Here is a 23,166-nt window from a genome sequence, read left to right as displayed (position 1 = left end):
CTAAATTCCAAGCTCTTTGTCGATGAAATCGAAGATGTCGTCGTCACCGGCCGCCTCGATCCGATCGGCGACCTCGATCTCCTCGGCGCTCTCGGCCATGCGCAGCGCGGCGAGCAGTTCCTGGACCCGTGCCGTCACCCGGGTTCGGGCGGCGTCGTCCTGAAGAATCCGGGAAAGGGCTGATTCCACCTTTTCAAGCCCGGAGAATGCCTGCAGGACGCTGTTCTCCCCGGTGACGGATCCGCCCAGCAGGCGGCTGATGTGGGCGGTCAGCGCGTCGGGGGTGGGGTGGTCGAAGACAGCGGCCGCGCCGAGCCGCAGCCCGGTCGCCGTGCCGAGCCGGTTGCGCAGTTCGACCGCGGTCAGCGAGTCGAAGCCGAGCTCGCGGAACGACTGGCTGATCTCGACGGCCTCGGCCCCGGGCAGTCCGAGGACGAGGGCCGCCTGTTCGAGGATGAGATCCCGGATCGCCTTCTCGCGGTCGTCCGGTTCGAGGGCGGTCAGTCGCGCGGCGACGTCGTTCCGGCCGCTCGCGCCCGTCCCCACCGCCCGCCGCATCGTGCCGGACGCCGGTTTGGCGACCAGTCCGGCGACGATCGGCGGTAGTCCGGCGCCGCCGTGGTCGCGCAGGGCGGCCCGGTCGAGGCGGGCCGGAACCAGCAGCGCCCGTCCCGCGCCCGGAGCCTGGCCCGCCGAACCGGTCGCCAGGTCCAGCAGGGCCAGTCCGTCGGCGGCGGTCAGCGGCACGAAGCCCTGACCGGCGAGGCGGCGCCGATCGGCGTCCGACAGCGTCCCGGCCATGCCTCCGGTCGTGCCGGTCGTGCCGGTCGTGCCACCTGTCGTGCCACCGGTCGTGCCGGTGACGGCCGGGTCGAGCTCCCACGGTCCCCAGGCCAGCGAGGTGGCCGCCAGCCCGGCGCGCCGGCGCTTCGCGGCCAGGGCGTCGAGCACGGTGTTGGCCGCGGCGTAGTTGCCCTGCCCCGAATTGCCCCAGATCCCGGCGATGGAGGAGAACAGGACGAACAGGTCCAGATCCGTGGTGAGCTCGTGCAGGTTCCAGGCGCCGTCCACCTTCGGCCGCATGACCGACTCGACCTGGTCCGGGGTCAGCGAGCCGATCACGCCGTCGTCCAGGACCCCGGCCGCGTGCACCACCCCGCGCAACGGCGCCTGCTCACCGATGGCCGCGAGCACCGCCGCCAGCCCGGCCCGGTCCGCGGCGTCACCGGCGACGACCTGAACCCGGACGCCCGATCCGGCGAGCTCGGCCACCAGCCGCGCCGCGCCGGGAGCGACCGGCCCCCGGCGGGACAGCAGCACGAGGCACTCGGTGTTCCCGGCCGCGGCGAGATGCCGGGCCACCAGACCGCCCAGCGCACCCGACGCGCCCGTCACCAGTACGGTCCCGCCCCGGGCCGCCGCCGGGATCGTGAGCACGACCTTGCCGACGTTGCGGGCCTGGCTCAGGTAGCGGAACGCCTCCGGCGCCCGCCGCACATCCCACGATGCCACCGGCAACGGCCGCAGAGTCCCCTGCGCGAACAGGTCCGACAGGGCCGCGAACATGCCCGCGATCAGCTCCGGGTCACAGTCGAGCAGATCGAAGGCCTGGTACGACAGCCCGTCGTGATCGGCGGCGACCCGCTGCGGGTCACGGATGTCCGTCTTGCCCATCTCCACGAACCGGCCGCCCGGCCCGGCGGCCAGCCGCAGGGAGGCGTCGACGAACTCACCGGCCAGCGAATCGAGCACCACGTCGATCCCGGAGCCGCCGGTCGCGGCCCGGAACGCGGCCTCGAACTCCACCGTCCGGGACGACGCCACCCGGGACTCGGCCAGCCCCAGCCCGCGCAGCACCGGCCATTTCGCCGGGCTCGCCGTCCCGAACACGTCCGCGCCCAGGTGGCGGGCCACCTGCACGGCGGCGATGCCGACCCCGCCGGCGGCGGCGTGGATCAGCACCGACTCACCCCAGCGCAGTCCGGCCAGCACCACCAGCGCGTACCAGGCGGTCAGGTACACGACCGGCGCCGCGGCGGCCTCGGCCATCGACCAGCCGGCCGGGACCGGCGCGAGCAGCCGGGCGTCCGTGACCGCCACCGGGCCGAAAGCGCCCGAGAACAGGCCCATCACCCGGTCGCCGGGCCGCAGGCCGTGCACGTCGGCGCCCACCTCGACCACGACACCGGCGCCTTCGAGGCCCAGCAGACCCGCCTCGCCCGGGTACATCCCCAGCACGTTGAGCACGTCGCGGAAGTTCACCCCGGCCGCCCGCAGGCCGACCCGGACCTCGCCGGCGCCCAGCACACGGGTTCCGTCGTCGGCCGGGACCAGAGCCAGGTTCTCCAGCGTGCCCCGGCCGGTGCACTCCAGCCGCCAGCCCGCGCCCGTCCCCGCGCCGATTTCCGTGCCCGTACCCGTGCCCGTCGTCCGCCCGTCGCCGGCCGGGATCGACAGGCCGGTGGTCGCGCGGGCGAGCCGTGGCACCAGCACCTGACCGGATCGGACGGCGACCTGGGCCTCGTCGGCGGCGAGCGCCGCCGTGAGCGCTTCCACCACGTCGGCCCCCGCGTCGAGGTCCACCAGGACGATCCGGTCGGGGTTCTCGGCGGCGGCGACCCGGCCCAGCCCCCAGACACCGGCCCCGGCGAGGTCGACCGCCGTCGCTCCGGCGTCGACCGCCTGCCGGGTGAGCAGCACCAGGCGCGAGCCGGCCAGGTCGTCCTCGGCCAGCCACGCGCGCACCACGGCGAGGACGTCCACCGTCGTCGCCCGGACCACCCCGGCGAGACCGGCGTCCCCACCGTTCGCACCGTCTCCATCGCCGCCATCGCCGCCATCGCCGCCGAGAGCGCAGGGCACGATCACGGTGTGCGGGGATGCGGCACGGTCCGCCGCCAATGTCTCGATGTCCGGGTACCGAGGCACTCCGGGGAGGTCCAGGGCGGTGCCGAGGACCGCCCAGCCGCTCACGTCGGCTTCCGGCGCGGGATTCACCGGCCGGGCCGGGATCCAGTCCAGCTCGAACAGCGCCTCCTCCGCCAGTCGCGTCTCACCGGCCGGAAGGGCGCGCAGGACCAGCGAGCCGATCGAGGCGATGAGCTCGCCGGTCTCGTCGGCCATGGTCACGGACATGCCCTCGCCCGAACTCGCGGGGGCCAGCCGCACCCGCGCCACGGTGGCGCCGGTGGAGTGCACGTCGACGTCGGTCCAGGCGAACGGGAGCATCGGGGCCGCCCGATCGTCCGCCGGGAACGCCGTACCCATCAGATGCAGGGCAGCGTCGAGCAGGACCGGGTGCAGGCCGAAGCCCGCCACCGACAGGTCGTCGCCGAGGGCGACGTCGGCGAAGATCTCGTCGCCGCGACGCCAGGCCGCCCGGACTCCCTGGAAACGCGGCCCGTAGGCCAGTCCGGTGGCGGCCAGGGCCGGGTAGAAGCCGGCCAGGTCCTGCGCGACCGCGTCCACCGGCGGCCATGCGCTCATTCCGGCGGCGTCGGTCGCTGTTCTTTCCTGCCCGGCGGCCAGCACGCCGGTGGCGTGCGCCGTCCAGGCTCCGGGATCGTCCTCGCGGCGGGAATGGATCGTGATCTCCCGGTCGCCGTCCGGTCCGGGCTCGGTCACCGTGACCTGGATCCGGACCGCGTCAGGACCGGAGAGCACCAAGGGCCGCTGGACGACGAGCTCGCCGATCCGGGCGCATCCGGCCTCGTCGCCGGCCCGTACCGCCATCTCGACCAGCGCCGCGCCGGGCACCACCACCTGGCCGGCCACGACGTGGTCGGCCAGCCACGGCTGGGAGCTCGGCGACAGCCGCCCGGTCATGACCAGACCGCCGCCGGTGGACAGATCCAGGGCGGCGCCCAGCAGCGGGTGGTCCGAGGACTCGAAGCCCCGCCCGGCGGCGTCGATCCCGGGGCTTGCGGGGTTGAGCCAGTAGGTCTGCCGGGTGAACGCGTAGGTCGGCAGGCTCACCCGTTCGGCCCCGCTGCCGGCGTAGATCCGGGCCCAGTCGACGGCACCGCCACGGACGTGGATCAGGCTGACGGCGGAGACCACGCTCAGGGCCTCGTCCCGGGTACGGCGCAGCGCCGGAACCCACACCTCGGCGTCGGCCGGCCCGGATCCGCCGACGGCCACTTCGGCATCACGCAGGGGAGATCCGCCGGCCGCCGCCTCGGCATCACGCAGGAGAGACCCGCCGGCCGCCGCCTCGGCATCGCGCAGGGGGGATCCGCCGATCGCGCTGACCGTCTCAGGCTCTGCCGCCGACTGTGAGGCGAGGGCGGACAGGACGCCGTCCGGGCCGATCTCGACGAAGGTCCGGACCCCGGTCCGCCGCAACGTGGTGACGGCGTACGCGAACCGGACCGGCTCGCGTACCTGCCGCACCCAGTACTCCGGGTCGAGGACCTCGCCGGTCACCGCCGCGCCGGTGAGGGTGGACACCAGCGGGATGCGCGGCGCCGCGTACGAGACGGACCGCGTCACCTCCGCGAAGCCGGCCAGCATGGGCGTCATCAGGGCCGAGTGGAACGCGTGCGACACCCGCAGGCGCCGCACCCTGCGCCCCTCGGCCGTCCACCGCTCGGCGAGCGCGCTGACGGCGGCCTCCGGTCCCGACACGACGACCGCCTCCGGGCCGTTGACGGCGGCGATCCCGACGTCCGCGAATCCGGACAGGTCGGCCAGCACGTCGTCCTCGGTGGCCGACACGGCGAGCATCGCGCCGCCGGCGGGCAGCGCCTGCATCAGGCGGCCACGGGCGGCCACCACCGCGCACGCGTCGGGCAGGGACCAGACGCCGGCCACGTGCGCGGCGGCCAGCTCACCGATCGAGTGCCCGGCCACCACCGCCGGGGTCACCCCCCAGGACTCCAGCAGCCGGAACAACGCTACCTCGACCGCGAACAACCCCGCCTGCGCCCACACCGTCTGATCCAGCGCATCGGGGTCGGCGCCGCCCTGGATGATGTCTCTGAGCGAGTGATCCGGCTGGTCCAGGTGCTCCTCCAGGCCGGCGACGACGGCGTCGAAGGCGTTCGCGAACACCGGGTAGGCCGCGTACAGGCCCTGCCCCATGCCGGCCCGCTGCGCACCCTGGCCGGTGAAGACGAACGCGACCTTGCCGACGCTGCCGTCGGTCCCCGTCACCACACCGGGCGGCAGCGACGTCTCTTCCGAGAGTGACTCGGCGAGGCCGGTCAGGGCGGCCCGAAGGTCCTCCGGGCCGCTGCCGACGACGACGGCCCGGTGCGGCAGCGCCGGCCGGGTCGTCACCAGCGACCAGCCGATGTCAACGGCGTCACCGGCCTGGGAGCGGGCGTCCGGCGCGGGCGAGACGAATGCGGCCAGCCGGGCGGCCTGGGCGGCCAGGCCGGCTCGGCTGCGGGCCGAGACGACCCAGGGCACGACGGGCAGTCCGCGGCGGCCGGCGTCCAGGCCGTCATCGGTGGCGGGCACGCCGCCCACGGCGACCGGCTCGTCGGGGGCCTGCTCCAGGATGACGTGCGCGTTCGTACCGGAGAAACCGAACGACGACACGCCCGCCCGGCGCGGCCGGTCCGTCTGCGGCCAGGCCGTCGCCTCGGTGACGAGCCGCACCGCGCCCGTCGCCCAGTCGACGTGCGAGGAGGGCGCGTCCACGTGCAGGGTCGCCGGTACGACGCCGTACGCCATCGCCTGGACCATCTTGATGATCCCGGCCACCCCGGCCGCCGCCTGGGTGTGACCGATGTTCGACTTGACCGAGCCCAGGAGCACCGGGCTGCCGGCGTCCCGGTCCTGTCCGTACGTGGCCAGCAGCGCCTGTGCCTCGATCGGGTCGCCCAGCCGGGTACCGGTCCCGTGTCCCTCGACGACGTCGACGTCACCCGGCCGCAGCCCGGCGTTGGCCAGCGCCGCCCTGATGACCCGTTGCTGCGAGGGCCCGTTGGGGGCGGTCAGGCCGTTGGAGGCGCCGTCCTGGTTCATCGCGCTGCCCCGGACCACGGCCAGGACGCGGTGCCCGTTGCGGCGGGCGTCCGAGAGCCGCTCCAGGACCAGGACGCCGACCCCTTCACCCCAGCCGGTGCCGTCGGCCGCGTCGGCGTAGGCCTTGCAGCGGCCGTCGGCGGCCAGGCCGCGTTGCCGGGAGAACTCCACGAAGGTGCCCGGGGTCGCCATCACGGTCACGCCGCCGGCCAGCGCCAGCGTGCACTCCCCCGACCGCAGCGCCTGCGCGGCCAGGTGCAGCGCCACCAGGGACGACGAGCAGGCCGTGTCGATCGTCACCGCGGGCCCTTCCAGGCCGAGCGCGTACGCCACCCGGCCCGAGGCCACGCCCCCGGAGGTCCCGGTGCTGACGTACCCCTCGACCTCGCCGGGCGTCCCGCCGCCGACTCCGTAGTCGTGATAGATCAGCCCGGCGAACACGCCGGTCTGACTGCCGTACAGCGAGAGCGGGTCGATCCCGGCGTCCTCCAGCGCCTCCCAGGAGGTCTCCAGCAGCAACCGCTGCTGCGGATCCATCGCCAGCGCCTCACGCGGCGAGATCCCGAAGAACCGCGCGTCGAAATCCCCGGCGTCGTAGAGGAAGGCCCCTTCGGACGCGTAACTCTTCCCGGTGGCGCCCGGGTCCCGGTCGACCACGCTCGTCCACTGCGGTCCCCGGTCCTGCGGGAAGCCGCCCACCGTGTCGGTGCCGTCGGCCAGGAGCCGCCAGAACTCCGCGGCGGAGCCCACCCCGCCGGGGAACCGGCAGCCCATGCCCACGATCACCAGATCGTCCTCGTCCTGGACGACCCTGGAGGGGGCCTGCGGCACGACGGCGTCACGGCCGACGAGCTCGGCCCGGATGTGCCCGGCCAGCGCGACCGGCGTCGGATAGTCGAAGAGCAGCGTGGCGGGCAGCCGCAGCCCGGTGGCGGTGTTGAGCCGGTTGCGCAGCTCCAGCGCGGTCAGCGAGTCGACGCCGAGCTCCTTGAACGTGTCTCTCGCGGTGATCGACTCCGCTCCGGGCAGGCCCAGGACCAGGGCGGCCTGCGCGTGGATGAGGTCCAGCAGCACCGTCTCCTGCTCGGTCTCCGGCATCGCCACCAGCCGCCCGGCCAGCGCGTTCCCGGTGTCGTGGCGGACCGCGCCGGCCTTGCGCCGGGAGGCGCGGCGGATCACCGCCGACAGCAGCGGCGCGACGTCGCCGGCCGCCTCCAGCGCGGCCGGGTCGAGGCGGGCCGGGACGAGCATGGACCTGCCGGTCGCGGCGGCGGCGTCCAGCAGGGCGAGGCCCTCGCTCCCGGTCAGCGGCAGCGCCCCGGAACGGCTGAGCCGCTTCCAGTCGGCCTGGCCCAGGGCGGCGGTCATCCCGTCCCCCTGCTGCCATGGCCCCCAGGCGAGGGAGACCGCGGGCAGGCCCTGGGCCCGGCGGCGGGCGGCCAGCGCGTCCAGGAAGGTGTTCCCCGCCGCGTAGTTGCCCTGGCCGGGGTTGCCCCAGATCCCGGCGATCGAGGAGAACAGCACGAACAGGTCCAGGTCCAGGTGCCGGGTCAGCTCGTGCAGCTGCCAGGCGCCGTCCACCTTGGGCCGCAGCACCGCGGCCACCCGCTCCGGGGTCAGCGAGCCGATCACGCCGTCGTCCAGGAGCCCGGCCGCGTGCACCACCCCGCGCAACGGCGCCGGCTCCGGGACCGCGGCGAGGATCGCGGCCAGCTGGTCCCGGTCGGCGACGTCACCGGCCCGTACCTGGACCGCGGCTCCCTGCCCGGCCAGCTCGGCGGCCAGCGCCGCCACGCCGGGGGCCTGCGGTCCACGGCGGGACAGCAGCAGCAGGTTCGCGGTGGCCGGGCGGGCGGCGAGGTGCCGGGCGACCAGTCCGCCGAGCGCCCCCGACGCGCCGGTGATCAACACCGTCCCGGCCGGGCCGGTGGGCGCGGGGATGGTCAGGACGATCTTGCCCACGTTGCGGGCCTGGCTCAGGTACCGGAACGCCTCCGGTGCCCGGCGGACGTCCCAGCAGGTCACCGGCAGCGGCCTCAGCACGCCGCGCGCGAACAGCTTCGACAGGGCCGCGAACATCTCCGCGATCCGGTCCGGACCGGTGTCGAACAGGTCGAAGGCCTGGTACGCGAGGCCGTCGTGATCGGCGGCGATCCGCTCCGGGTCGCGCACATCGGTCTTGCCCATCTCGACGAACCGGCCACCGGGGCCGGCCGCCAGCCGGGCCGAGGCGTCGACGAAGGGCCCGGCCAGCGAGTCCAGGACCACGTCGACCCCCGCGCCGCCGGTCGCGGCCCGGAAGGCATCCTCGAAGTCCAGCGTCCGGGACGAGGCCACGTGCGTCTCCGGCAGGCCGAGCTCCCGCAGCACCGGCCATTTCGACGGGCTCGCGGTGCCGTACACCTCGGCGCCCAGGTGCTGGGCCAGCTGGACGGCGGCGATGCCGACGCCACCGGCGGCGGCGTGGATCAGGACGCTCTCGCCGTCGTCCAGCCCGGCCAGGTCCACGAGGGCGTAGTACGCGGTGAGGAAGACCACCGGGGCGGCGGCCGCCTCGGTCAGGGTCCAGCCCGCCGGGACCGGGGCCAGCAACCGCGCGTCCGTGACGGCCATCGGGCCGAAGGCATCGGTGAACAGGCCCATCACGGGGTCCCCGGGGTTCAGGCCGGTCACGCCAGGACCGGTCTCCAGGACGATGCCGGCGCCTTCGAGGCCCAGCCGGCCGGCTTCGCCCGGGTACATGCCCAGGACGTTGAGGACGTCCCGGAAGTTCACCCCTGCGGCGCGCAGTCCCACGCGTACCTGGCCCGGCCCGACCGGTGGCCGCTCGCCGGCCGGGGCGAGGACCAGGTTCTCCAGGGTGCCGCGCTCGGTGAAGTCGAGCCGCCAGGCGTCGGCGTTCGCGGGCACCGGCAGCGCCTCGGCCGGGCGGCCGAGGCGGGGCAGCCGGATCTCTCCCTGCCGGACGGCGAACTCCGGCTCGCCGATCCGCGTCCCGGCGGCCAGGAGCGATCCGACACCGGTCCCTTCGTCGATGTCGGCCAGGACGAAACGGCCCGGGTTCTCCGCCGCCGCCACGCGGAGCAGCCCCTGGACCGTGGCCGAGGCCGGGTCCGGCACCACGCCGGGGCCGGCGTCCACGGCCCGCCGGGTGACGACCAGCAGCCGCGCTCCGGACAAACTGTCGGCCGCCAGCCAGTCCTGGACCACGCCGAGCGTGGCGGCGGCGAGCCTCCGCGCGGTGGTCGCCGTGCCCGCCCGATCCTGAACCGAGCCGAGCGTACGGGCGGCGGTCGCCCGGTCTTGGGCGGCGTCCAGCGTACGGGCGGCGGTCGCCCGATCCTGAACCGCGCCCAGCGTGCGCGTGGTGGTCGCCGTGTCCGGGCTCAGCGGGTCGTGCGCGGTGGTGGGTAGTACGACGACCTCGGGGGTCGTGGCGCCGGCCGCCACCGCCGCCGCCAGTTCGGCCAGGTCGGCGTAACGGGCCGCGCCGGGCAGATCCAGTACGAGATCGCCGTCCAGAACGGCCCAGCGGGTCAGGTCGGGACGGGAGGCGGCTGCGGAGCCGGGGTCGAGGCGAGCCGGGATCCAGGTGACCTCGAACAGCGCCTCCGCGTCGGACGCCGCGTCGTCGCCGAATCCGCCGGCCGGAAGAGCCCGCAGGACGAGGGATCGGATCGAGGCGACCAGCTCACCGGTCTGGTCGGCCAGGGTGACGGAGTGCCCGTCACCTTCCTCGGCCGGGGCCAGCCGGACCCGGACCGTGTCGGCGTGGGTGGCGTGGACGACGACGTCGGTCCAGGCGAACGGGAGCAGCGGGCCGCCTTCGGTGTCGTCCTGCAGTCCAATGAGATGCAGGCAGGCGTCCAGAAGGGCCGGGTGGATACCGAACCCGGCGACGGCCGTTCCCTCGGCGAGCGCCACCTCGGCGAAGATCTCCGCGCCGCGCCGCCAGCCCTTGCGGACCGCGCGGAACGCCGGCCCGTAGCTGAGACCCGAACGGGCCAGTGCCGGGTACAGATCGTGCAGATCCTGCTCGATCGCCCCGGCCGGCGGCCACTGCGCCGGCCCGGCGCCGTCCGACGGCCACCGGGTCAGGCCGGTGCCGTCCGACGGCCACCGGGTCAGGCCGGTGCCGTCCGGCGGCCCCTGGGTCAGGCCGACGCCGGCCGGCGAGTGCTCTTCGGCGGTGGCCAGGACGCCGATGGCGTGCCGGGTCCACGGATCTGGACCGGTCAGTGCGGCGGGCTTCTCCGGCTGGGAGTAGATGCTCACGGCGCTGCGCCCGGTCTCGTCGGCCGCCTCCAGGGTGACCTGGATCCGGGTGCCGCCGTCGGCGGGCAGGATCAGCGGCTTCTCGATCACCAGCTCGGCGAGCCGGGTCTGGCCTGTCTCGTCCCCCGCCCGGACGGCCATCTCGACCAGGGCGGCGCCGGGGACGACGATCCGGCCGGCCACCACGTGGTCGCCCAGCCACGGCTGGGACCGCGCCGACAGCCGGCCGGTCAGCATCAGGCCGCCCGTGGCCATGGTGACGCGCGCGCCGAGCAGCGGGTGAGCGGCCCCGGACTGGCCGAGACCGGCCGGGTCCGCCGTGCCGGTGGTGGCGTCCAGCCAGTACCGCTGCCGGGTGAAGGCGTAAGTGGGCAGGTCCACCCGCCGGGCGCCGATCCCGGCGTAGTACCGCGGCCAGTCCACCGTTCCCCCGCGAACCTGGATCCCGGCCAGCGCCGACGCCAGGGTGAACGCCTCGTCCCGGTCGCGGCGCAGCACCGGGATCCAGGCGTCGCCGTCCGCCGTCCGCGAGCCCAGCGCGGCGAGCACCGCGTCGGGGCCGATCTCCACGAACGTCCGCACGCCACTGTCCCGCAGCGCGGTGACGGCGTCGGCGAACCGGACCGGCTCGCGCACCTGGCGCACCCAGTACGCCGGATCCAGCACCTCGTCGGTGACCGGCCGGCCGGTCAGCGTCGACACGATCGGGATCCGAGGCGGCGCGTACGACACCGACGCCGTCACGGCGGCGAACCCGGCCAGCATCGGCTCCATCAGCGACGAATGGAACGCGTGCGACACCCGCAACCGCCGCAACCGCACCCCGCGCGCCGAGAACGCGTCCTCCGCCGCCGCGACCGCCGCAGCCGGACCGGAGACCACCACGGCCTCCGGCCCGTTCACCGCCGCGATCTCCACGCCCTCGACCCCGGCCAGCACCCGGCCGACCTCGACCTCACTCGCCCGGACCGAGAGCATCGCCCCGCCGGCGGGCAGCGCCTGCATCAACCGGCCCCGGGCCGCCACCACCCCGCACGCGTCGGCCAGCGACCAGACCCCGGCCACATGCGCGGCGGCGAGCTCACCGATCGAGTGCCCGGCCACCATCGCCGGGGTCACCCCCCAGGACTCCAGCAGCCGGAACAGGGCCACCTCGACCGCGAACAGCCCCGCCTGCGCCCACATCGTCTGGTCCAACACCTCGGGGTCGGCACCGTGCACGACCGCTCGCACGGACTGGTCCAGGTGCTCCTCCAGCCCCGCGCAGACCGCGTCGAACGCCTGCGCGAACACCGGATACGCCGTGTACAGCCGCTGCCCCATGCCGAGCCGCTGCGCGCCCTGACCGGTGAACACGAAACCGACCTTGCCCACCGATCCGGCGGTACCGGTCACCACACCCGACGGCGGCTGACCGGCCGGCGCCGCCGCCAGTTCGGCCAGCCGGGACAGCAGTTCGTCCCGATCCGCGCCCAGCACGACCGCCCGCTCGGGCAGACCCGCCCGCGCCGTCGCCAGCGACCAGCCGACATCGGCCGGCTCCAGCTCCGGACGACCCAGGACGAACTCCCGCAACCGGCCCGCCTGGGCGGCCAGCCCGTCGGTGCTCCGGGCCGAGATCAGCCACGGCACCACCGGCAGCGCGCCGGTGTCGCGCTCAGTGTCGCGCTCGGTGCCGCGCCGGCTCCGGGGGGTTTCGGGGGCCTGCTCAAGGATGTTCTGAGAAGTTTCGGGGGCCTGCTCCAGGATGACGTGCGCGTTCGTACCGGAGAAACCGAACGACGACACGCCCGCCCGGCGCGGCCGGTCCGTCTCCGGCCAGGCCGTCGTCTCGGTCACCAGCCGGACCGAACCGGCGGCCCAGTCCACGTGCGCCGACGGCTCGTCCACGTGCAGGGTCGCCGGGACCACGCCGTGGGCCATCGCCTGCACCATCTTGATGACCCCGGCCACCCCGGCCGCCGCCTGCGTGTGACCGATGTTCGACTTCACCGAGCCCAACAGCACCGGCCGGCCGGCGTCGCGGCCCTGGCCGTAGGTGGCGATCAACGCCTCGGCCTCGATCGGGTCGCCCAGCCGGGTGCCCGTCCCGTGGCCCTCGATCACGTCGACGTCCTCCGGTCGCAGGCCGGCGTTCTCCAGGGCGGTGCGGATCACCCGCTGCTGCGACGGCCCGTTGGGGGCGGTCAGGCCGTTGGAGGCGCCGTCCTGGTTCACCGCGGTCCCGGCCACCACGGCGAGGACCCGGTGGCCGTTGCGGCAGGCGTCGGAGAGCCGCTCGACGACCAGGATCCCGACGCCCTCGCCCCAGCCGGTGCCGTCGGCGGACCCCGCGTACGCCTTGCACCGGCCGTCGGCGGCCAGGCCGCGCTGCCGGGCGAACTCGAGGAACGTGCCCGGCGTCGCCATCACGGTGACGCCGCCGGCCAGCGCCAGCGTGCACTCCCCCGACCGCAGCGCCTGAACGGCGAGGTGCAGCGCCACCAGGGACGACGAGCAGGCCGTGTCGACGGTCACCGCAGGGCCTTCAAGCCCCAGGGCGTACGCCACCCGTCCGGACGCGACCCCGCCGGAGCCGCCCGTGCTCAGGTACCCCTGGACCTCGTCGGGCATCGCCGCGCCCGCGCCGTAGTCGTGATAGATCAGCCCGGCGAACACGCCTGTCTGACTGCCGTGCAGCGAGAGCGGGTCGATGCCGGCGTCCTCCAGGGCCTCCCAGGAGGTCTCCAGCAGCAACCGCTGCTGCGGATCCATCGCCAGCGCCTCACGCGGCGAGATCCCGAAGAACTGCGCGTCGAAATCCCCGGCGTCGTAGAGGAAGGCCCCTTCGGGCGTGTGCGGCTCCTGGTCGAAGACGCCTTCCCAGAGCGGGCCGCGATCCCGGGGGAACGGCGAGACCGCGTCCGTGCCGGCGGAGACCAGGTCCCAGAACTCCCCGGCGGACCCGATCCCGCCCGGGAACCGGCAGCCGATGCCGACGATCACGAACTCGTCGCCGTCCGGCTGCTCCGCCCGGGACCGGGTCGCCGTCACGCTCGTCGAGGCCGGGCCGGAGGACGTCCCCAGCAGGGTCGTACCCAGGAAACCCGCCAGCAGGGCCGGCGTCGGATGGTCGAACACGACGCCGGCGGGCAGCCGGAGGGCGGTGACCGCGTTCAGCCGGTTGCGCAGTTCGACCGCCGTCAGTGAGTCGATCCCGAGCTCCCGGAAGGACCGGGTGGCCTCCACCGCCGCGGGGCCGGACATGCCCAGGACCAGCGCGACCTGCGCTCGGACCAGGTCGTGCACGGCCTCGTCGCGATCGGCCTCGGGCAGCGCGGCCAGCCGCTCGGTGAGTCCGCCCTGGCCGTCCGCCGGTGCCGAACCGACGGCGCGGCGCGTACGTCCTGCGGCTGTGGAGGGCGGCGGACCGGACAGGAGCGCGGGGTGGGTGCGCCCCGCGGTGATGGGCGCGGTCAGATCGGACAGCAGTGCGGGGTGGGTGGCGCCGGGGCGCAGGTCCAGACGGGCCGGCACGAGCAGGGCCTGCCCGAGGGTGGCGACGGCGTCCAGCAGGCTGAGCCCGTCGGCGCCGGTGTGCGGGGCCAGGCCCTGACGGGCCATCCGCCGCCAGTCCGCCTCGGTGAGGGCCGCGGCCATGCCCCCGGTCGGTGTCTCGCCGACCTGCCAGGGGCCCCAGGCCAAGGACGTCGCCGGCAGTCCGGCCCGCCGACGGTGGCCGGCGAGCGCGTCCAGGAAGGTGTTCGCGGCGGCGTACGCGGCCTGCCCGGGGTTGCCCCAGAGCCCGGCGACCGAGGAGAAGAGCACGAACCGGTCCAGGTCGAGGTGCTGGGTGAGGCGGTGCAGGTTCCAGGCGCCGTCGACCTTGGGCCGCAGCACGGCGTCGACGCGGGAGGGGGTCAGGGCCTGGATGACGCCGTCGTCGAGCACTCCGGCGGCGTGCACGACCGCGCGCAGCGGGGAATCGGCGGGCACGGCCGCGAGGACGGCGGCCAGCTGGTCATGGTCGGCCACGTCGGCGGCGACCAACCGTACCCCCGTGCCGAGCGTGGCCAGATCGGCGGCCAGGGCGCCCATGCCGGGTGCGTCCGGGCCGCGTCGGGACAGCAGGAGCAGGTTCCCGGCGGTCTCGCGGGCGGCGAGATGCCGGGCGATCAGACCGCCCAGAGCGCCCGAAACGCCGGTCACCAGTGTGGTTCCCCGAGGTTCGGCGACGGGCGCGGGCATGGTCAGGACGACCTTGCCCACGTTGCGGGCCTGGCTCAGGTGCCGGAACGCCTCCGGCGCGCGGCGGACGTCCCAGCAGGTCACCGGCAGCGGCCGGAGCGCCTGCCGGGTGAACAGGCCGGACAGGGCGGTGAACATCCGCGCGATCTGCTCCGGATCGAGCTCCAGCAGGTCGAACGCCTGATAGACCAGACCTCGATGGTCGCGGGCCACCTGCTCGGCGTCCCGGATGTCGGCCTTGCCGATCTCGATGAACCTGCCACCGGGACCGGCGGCCAGGCGCAACGACGCGTCGACGAACTCCCCCGCCAGGGAGTCCAGGACGACGTCGAGCCCGGCCCGGAAACGGGTCTCGAAGTCGACCGTGCGCGACGAGGCCAGATGGGCGTCGTCCAGGCCTTCTGCGCGTAACAGATCCCACTTGGACGGGCTGGCGGTGCCGAACACCTCCGCGCCCAGATGCCGTGCCACCTGCACGGCGGCCGAGCCGACGCCACCGGCGGCGGCGTGGATCAGCACCGACTCACCCGCTCGCAGCCCCGCCAGGGTGACCAGAGCGTGCCAGGCGGTGAGGTAGACGACCGGCGCGGCGGCTGCCTCGGCCAGCGTCCACCCGGCCGGGACCGGGGCCAGCAGGCGGGCGTCCGTGACCGCCAGCGGGCCGAAGGCCCCTGAGAACAGGCCCATCACGAGGTCGCCGGGGCGCAGGCCGGTGACGTCCTGGCCCACCTCCAGGACGACCCCGGCACCCTCCAGGCCGAGCTGGCCCGGGTCGCCGGGGTACATGCCGAGGACGTTCAGCACATCGCGGAAGTTCACCCCAGCGGCCCGCAGGCCGACCCGGACCTCGGTGGCGGCCAACGTCCGGCTGCCGGACTCGGTGGCCGCCAGGCCGACGTTCTCCACCGTGCCGCGCTCAGCACATTCCAGCCGCCACCCACCCTGCACCCGACCGCCCTGCGGGCGACCATCCTGCGGGCGGCGATCCTGCGGGCGGCCGTCCTCGTCCTGGAGGCGGCCGTCGGTCTGCCTGCCGTCCGTCGGGAGTGGCAGGCCGGGACTGACGCGGGCCAGGCGGGGTGCCAGAAGCCGACCAGCCCGTACGGCGATCTGCGGTTCGCCCGAGGCCATGGCCTCGGCCAGGGATTCCGTGGTCCCGGCAGCGTCCAGGTCGACCAGGACGACGCGGTCGGGGTGCTCGGACTGGGCCACCCGGATCAGGCCCCACACACCGGCGGCGGTGACGTCGACGTCGACGGCTCCGGCGTCCACGGCCCGCTCGGTCAGCACCACCAACCGGGACGCGCTCAGCTGGTCGGCGAGCAGGAATTCCTGGACCACCGCCAGGGCGTACAGGGTCGTGTCCCGCGCGCGTGCGGCCACGTCGGATGCCTGATCACGGCAGCTCGTGCGGGCACCTCCCTGCCCGCCGGCGCCGGGGACGTCACTGGAAGGATCTTGAGGACGGAAGAGCACGGCCTCGGGGACGGGCGCGCCGGCGGCGATCGCGGCCAGCAGCGCCGCCACGTCGTCATAGGCGGTCGCCTCGGGTGGGGCGACTCGGCGATCGGAGCCCAGCACGGCCCAGCCGCTCGGCGCGGGAACGGCGGTCGTCGTCTCGGCGGTCGTCGTCTCGGCGGGGACCCAGTTCAGCTCGAACAGGGCTTCCCCGGCGACCGTGCCCGGCGCCGGAAGAGGGCGCAGGATCAGGGATCCGACGGTGGCGATCAGGCCGCCGCTCTCGTCGGCCAGGATCAGCGACACACCGTCGCCGCTGCTCAAGGGCGCGATCCGGACCCTGGCGGTGGATGCGCCGGTGGCGTGGACGACGGCGTCGGTCCAGGCGAACGGCAGCAGCGGTCCGGATTCTCCGTCACCGCCGGCTGCGGCGATCAGGTGCAGGGCGGCATCGAGCAGGACCGGGTGCAGGCCGAATCCGGCGACGTCCGTACCCTCACCGAGCCCGACCTCGACGAAGACCTCCTCGCCGCGCCGCCACGCGCGGCGCACCCCCTGGAACGCGGGGCCGTAGGGCAGCCCGGCACGGGCCAGATCCGCGTAAAGGCCGGTCAGGTCCTCGACGACCGCCCCGGACGGCGGCCAGGCGAGCAGCGCGGCGGCCGCCTCGACGTCGGCATGCGCTACGGGATCCTCAACCGAGGCCAGGACACCGGTGGCGTGGCAGGTCCAGGGGCCGGTCCCCTGCTCGGGCCTGGAGGAGATGGCATCCCGGCCGCCACCCTCAGGCCGGTCATGAATGACGTCCCAATCACCCCGCTCACTCTGGGAGTGGGTGGCGTCCCGGTCACCTTGCTCGGGCCGGGAGTGGATGGTCAGGGTCCGGTCGCCGTGCTCGTCGGGCTCGCCGACGGTGATGCGGACCTGGATCCCGTACCGGGCGGGCAGCACCATCGGGACCTGGATGACCAGCTCGGCCAGCCGGGGAGTGCCGGTCTCGTCGCCGGCCCGGACGGCCATCTCGACCAGGGCGGCTCCGGGGACGACGACCTGGCCGGCGACGACGTGGTCGGCCAGCCACGGCTGAGCGGCCAGGGACAGCCGCCCGGTGAGCACCAGCCCGCCGCTGGCGGGCAGCTCGACCACGGTGCCGAGCAGCGGATGCCCGGACGCCGTCAGCCCGATGTCCCGGGGCCGTCCGCTGACCGGCGGCGTCAGCCAGTACCGCTGGCGGGAGAATGCGTACGTGGGCAGGTCCACCTGCCGGGCTCCGGCGCCGGCGTAGAACCGCGACCAGTCCACGACGCCGCCACGGGCGCTGAGCCGGCCCACCGCCGACACGAGGGTGTGCGCCTCGTCGCGGTCCCGTCGCAGCGTGGGAATCCACGCCTCACCGGCGTTCTCGTCCAAGGAGTCGCCGGTCGCCGAGCCGAGGGCGGTCAGCACGGCGTCGGGGCCGATCTCCACGAACGTGCGCACGCCGCTCTCCCGCAATGCGGTGACGGCGTCGGCGAACCGGACCGGCTCACGCACCTGCCGCACCCAGTACCCCGGATCCAGCAGCTCGTCCGTCACCGGCCGCCCGGTGAGCGTCGACACCAGCGGGATGCGCGGCGCCGAGCAGGACACCGACGCCGCCACGGCGGCGAAGTCGGCCAGCATCGGCTCCATCAGCGACGAATGGAACGCGTGCGACACCCGCAACCGCCGCACCCGCACCCCACGAGCGGCGAATACGTCCTCCAGCGCCGAAACCGCCGCCTCCGGCCCGGAGACCACCACGGCCTCCGGCCCGTTCACCGCCGCGATCCCCACGCCCTCGACCCCGGCCAGAACCGTACGGACGTCGTCCTCCCCCGCCTGGACCGAGAGCATCGCCCCACCCGGAGGCAGGGCCTGCATCAGCCGGCCGCGAGCCGCCACGACGGCGCACGCGTCGTCCAGCGACCACACCCCGGCCACGTGGGCGGCCGCGAGCTCACCGATCGAATGCCCGGCCACCGCCGCCGGCGTCACACCCCACGACTCCAGCAACCGGAAGAGAGCCACCTCGACCGCGAACAGCCCCGCCTGCGCCCACACCGTGTCATCGAGGCGACCGGCGCCGCCGATGACCTCCTTCAGCGACGGTCCCGGCTGATCCAGGTGCTTCTCCAGACCGGCGCAGACCGCGTCGAACGCGGCGGCGAACACCGGGTAGGCCGCGCACAGCTGCCGGCCCATCCCGGCCCGCTGCGCGCCCTGCCCGGTGAACACGAACCCGACCTGGCCCACCGGCCCATCGGACGGCCCTGCCGCCATCTCGGCCAGCCCGGACAGCAGCTCATCGCGGTCCGCGCCCACCACGACGGCCCGCAGGGGCAGGCGGGTCCGGGTCGTCGCCAGCGACCAGCCGACGTCGACCGGGTCCAGCTCGGGCCGGGCCAGCACGTACTCCCGCAACCGCCGCGCCTGCGCGGCGAGGCCCGGCTCGTCACGCGCGGACAGCATCCACGGCACCGCCGGCAACCGCCCATGCGGTACGTCTCCGCCGGCGGTGTCGTCGGGCGCCTGCTCCAGGATGACGTGCGCGTTGGTGCCGCTGATCCCGAACGCCGACACCCCGGCCCGTCGCGGCCGTCCCCGGTCCGGCCAGGTCTCCGGCTCGGTCAGCAGTCGCACCGTTCCGGACGACCAGTCCACGTGCGGGGACGGCGCGTCGGCGTGCAGGGTGCGGGGCAGCAGGCCGTTCCGCAGGGCCAGGACCATTTTGATGATCCCGGCCGCGCCGGCCGCCCACTGGGTGTGCCCGATGTTCGACTTCACCGTGCCCAGCCACAGCGGCCGGTCGGCGTCCCGGTCCTGCCCGTAGGTGGCCAGCAGGGCCTGGGCCTCGATCGGGTCGCCGAGCATGGTGCCGGTCCCGTGCGCCTCGACCGCGTCGACGTCGTCCGCGCTGAGCCCGGCGCCGGCCAGGGCGGCCCGGATGACGCGTTGCTGGGCCGGTCCGTTGGGGGCGGTCAGGCCGTTGGAGGCGCCGTCCTGGTTGACGGCGCTGCCGGCCACCACGGCCAGCACCCGGTGCCCGTTCCGGCGGGCGTCGGACAGGCGTTCCAGCAGGACGACGCCGGCGCCCTCGGCCATGCCCATGCCGTCGGCGGCCGCTGAGAACGCCTTGCACCGGCCGTCCGAGGCCAGCCCCTGCTGCCGGGTGAACCAGGTCAGCCAGGACGGGGTGGCGTGCACGGTCACCCCACCGGCGAGGGCCAGCGCGCATTCCCCGCCCCGCAGGGCCTGCACGGCCAGGTGCAGGGCCACCAGGGACGACGAGCAGGCCGTGTCGACGGTCACCGCGGGCCCTTCGAGCCCGAAGGTGTAGGCGACCCGGCCGGACAGCACGCTGGTGGCGTTGCCGGTCCGCAGGTGTCCTTCCAGCTCCGGGGGGCCGCCGTCGCCGTAGCCGGAGGAGGCGGCGCCGATGAAGACGCCGGTGGCCGAGCCGCGCAGCCGCTGGACGTCGATCCCGGCGCGTTCCAGGGCTTCCCAGGAGGTCTCCAGCAGGAGCCGCTGCTGCGGGTCCATCGCCAGTGCCTCGCGCGGGCTGATCCCGAAGAAGGCCGGGTCGAAGTCGGCGGCGTCGGGCAGGTACCCGCCACGAAGCGCCGGAGCGAGGTCGCCGAGATCGTCCAGGTCCCAGCCTCGGTCGGCGGGCACGTCCCCGATCGCGTCGCCACCGGCGACCAGCAGCTCCCACAGGCTCTCCGGGTCGTGGACGCCGCCGGGGAGCCGGCAGCTCATGGCCACGATCGCGATCGGCTCGTCGGTGACCACACCGGCCGTGGCGCTGGTGGCCCTGATGTCCGGGGTCGCCGGGGCTTCGGTGGTGCCGAGCAGCTGGGCCCGGACGAACCCGGTCAGGGCGGCCGGAGTCGGGTAGTCGAAGATCAGCGAGGTGGGCAGCCGCAGGCCGGTGGCCGCGTTCAGCCGGGTGCGCAACTCCACCCCGGCCGGCGAGTCGAGCCCGATCTCCTTGAAGGTACGGCCCGGCTGGACCGCCTCGGGCGTGGGATGCCCGAGCACAGCGGCGGCATGGGCCTGGATCAGCTCCAGCAGGACCCGCATCTGCTCCCCGGCCGGCAGCCCGGCAACCCGATCCCGCGCCCCGCCGCCGTTCCCTGCGCTGATCCCTGCGCCGTTCCCGCCGCCGCTCGCGCTCCCGCCGTCGCTCCGGGCGGCGCTCTCGGCGGCGGTCCCTGCGGCGGATTCCGCCTCCGATGGCACCGGCGCGGCGGCGTCGCGGGGGGTGGCTCCGGCGTCGAGCCAGAACCGCCGGTGCTCGAATGCGTACGTGGGCAGGTCGATCCGGCGTGCGCTCGGCAGCACCGCCGGCCAGTCGACCTGGACACCGTGGACGTGCACCTCGGCCAGGGAGGTGAGGATCCGGTCCTGGCCGCCGGCGTCCCGGCGCAGCGTTCCGGTGACGACCGGGGCCGGGCGCAGCAGCAGGGCGCTGCCGGAACCGCCGTCGGCCGCCGAGCCGGGGGTGTCGAGCCGGGCCTCGGCCTGGTGCCGGGCCTGTTCGAGGGTGGCGCCGATCGCCCCGGTCAGCACCGGATGCGGCGAGACCTCGACGAACACGTCGTGCCCGGCCCGGTCCAGCGTCTCGACGGCCTGCGAGAACAGCACCGGCCGGCGCAGATTCGCGTACCAGTACTCGGCTCCGGCCGTGGTGCCGTCCAGGAGCTCGCCGGTGACCGTAGAGACCATCGCGGTCGTCCCCTGGTGCGGACTGATGTCGCCGAGGGCGGCGAGGAGTTCGTCGCGGATGCCGTCGATCTGCCGGCTGTGCGAGGCGTAGTCGGCCGGGACGGCCCGCGTACGGACGCCGTCCCGCTCGCAGTCGGCGGCGATCTGCCGCAGCACGCCGAGGTCGCCGGTGATGACGGTCGCGTCCGGGCTGTTGACGACGCCGACCGTGGCCTGATCCGGGTACGGCGCCAGCCGGGCCGTGACCGCTTCGAGCGACTCCGCGATCGACAACATCCCGCCCTGTCCGGCCAGGGACCGGACCATCCGGCTGCGCAGGGCCGTGATCCTCGCCGCGTCCGCAAGCGAGAGGACGCCGGCCACGCACGCCGCCGCGATCTCGCCCTGACTGTGGCCGACCACCGTCTCCGGGGTGACCCCTGCCGCCTGCCAGACAGCGGCCAGGGAGACCATCATCGCGAACAGGGCCGGCTGGACGACGTCGTCACGATCGAGTCCCGGGGCGCCGTCGGCGCCGGCCAGGACGTCGTACAGGTTCCAGTCGAGGTACGGGGCGAGCGCCCGCTCGCATTCGGCCAGCCGGGCGGCGAACACGGGTGACGCCACGGCCAGATCGCGGCCCATACCCGCCCACTGCGAGCCCTGGCCGGGAAAGACGAACACCACCCGGCGCGTACGCTCACCAGCAGATTCGGCGACCCCACCGACCACCGCCGCCGCCGGCCGCCCGGCGGCCAGCGCGTCCAGGCCTGCCGTCAAATCCTCGAAGCCGGTGCCGACGATCACCGCCCGATGGTCGAACGCCGTCCGAGTCGTGGCGAGCGACCAGGCGATATCGGCCGGATCACCGATCTCGGGTCCCACCACACCAGTGACGGCACCGACGTCGGCAGCGGAGTCGGTGGCAGGACCAGCGGCGGTGGCGGCGCCGGAGTACAGGCCGGCGTCGCCGGGTGGGCCGGCCGCGACGAATTCGGCCAGGCGTTGCGCCTGTCCGCTCAGGGCTGTCGCCGTACGGCCCGAGATCAGCCACGCCGTCGGGCCACCCGGACGAACGAACGGCACTGCCCGGGTGTCCGCCTCGCCTGAGGCAGCGCCGCCGTCAACGCCGCCGCGTTCAACGTCGCTGCCCTCGACGTCACCGCCGTTGGCGGTGTGTCGGGCGGTCGGTCGGGCCTCCTCAAGGATGGCGTGGGCGTTGGTGCCGCTGATCCCGAACGACGACACCCCCGCCCGGCGGGCGCGGCCGGAGTCGGGCCACGGCTGGGCCTCGGTGAGCAGTCGCAGCCCGGAGGAGGGCCAGTCGACGTGCGGATTGGGCTCGCCGATGTTGAGCGAGGCCGGCAGCACCCCGTGCCGCAGGGCCATCACCGTCTTGATGACCCCGGCCACCCCGGCCGCGGCTTGGGTGTGGCCGATGTTGGACTTCAGCGATCCGATCAGCAGCGGGCGATGCGCGGCACGCCCCCGGCCGTAGGTGGCGGCCAGCGCGCGGGCCTCGGTCCGGTCCCCGAGCGGGGTGCCGGTGCCGTGGGCCTCGACCGCGTCGACGTCGTCGGTGGTCAGGCCCGCGCCGGCCAGGGCCTGCGCGATGACGGCCGCCTGGGCCAGGCCGTTCGGGGCGGTGAGGCCGTCGCTGTCGCCGTCGGAGTTGATCGCCGATCCGCGGACGAGGGCGAGCACGCGATGGCCGTTGCGCAGGGCGTCGGGCAGCCGTTCGAGGACGACGAGGCCGACGCCTTCGGACCAGGCGGTGCCGTCGGCGTCGGCGGAGAAGACCTTGGGGCGGCCGTCCGGGGCCAGGGCCCGCAGCCGGCTGAAGGCGACGAAGTTGCTCGGGGTGGACATCACCGACACGCCGCCGACCAGCGCCAGGGAGCACTCGCCGTGACGGAGTGCCTGGGCGGCCAGGTGCAGGGCGACGAGGGAGCTGGAGGCGGAGGTGTCGACGGTCAGGGCCGGGCCGCGCAGCCCGAGGGAGTACGCGATCCGCCCGGACAGCACGCTGGTCGTGGTCCCGGTGAGCAGGTGCCCCTCGATGCCGTCGGGCGCCTCGTACAGGCGTGGGCCGTACTCACGTGGCTCGCCCCCGACGAAGACCCCGGTCCGGCTCCCCCGCAGGCTCAGCGGGTCGAGGCCCGATCGTTCCAGGGCCTCCCACGCCACCTCGAGGAGCAGCCGCTGCTGCGGGTCCATCGAGGTCGCCTCGCGCGGCGAGATGCCGAAGAAGTCCGGGTCGAACCCCGCGACGTCGTCCAGGAAACCGCCCCGATCGACGTAGCTGGTCCCGGGGTGGCCGGGGTCGTCGTCGTACAGGGAATCGAGGCTCCACCCGCGGTCGCGCGGGAAGGACGACAGGACCTCGCGCCCGGTGACGGCGACCTGCCACAGGTCTTCCGGCGATCGGACCCCGCCGGGGTAGCGGCAGCTCATGCCGACGACGGCCAGCGGCAGGTGCTCGGACTCGCTCATGGTGTGCTCCACATT

1 protein-coding gene is annotated in these 23,166 nt (G+C 74.8%); it reads right to left on the bottom strand.

What is annotated here, in order from left to right; translation table 11 throughout:
• Positions 1–23,151, bottom strand: coding sequence for an SDR family NAD(P)-dependent oxidoreductase (locus ACTMTF_RS48060; RefSeq protein WP_441116794.1), 23,151 nt, complete (start codon positions 23,149–23,151; stop codon positions 1–3).
• Between the last annotated feature and the right edge of the window lie 15 nt (positions 23,152–23,166).

It is taken from the genome of Nonomuraea sp. ZG12 (assembly GCF_052068115.1).
Classification (GTDB): domain Bacteria; phylum Actinomycetota; class Actinomycetes; order Streptosporangiales; family Streptosporangiaceae; genus Nonomuraea.
Note: the sequence above shows the minus strand (reverse complement) of the source record. Positions and strands in the feature narration are given on the sequence as shown.

Bases quoted from the DNA above. Each gene is read 5' to 3' on its own strand.
- ACTMTF_RS48060 (WP_441116794.1), bottom strand. From the start codon at position 23,151: ATGAGCGAGTCCGAGCACCTGCCGCTGGCCGTCGTCGGCATGAGCTGC.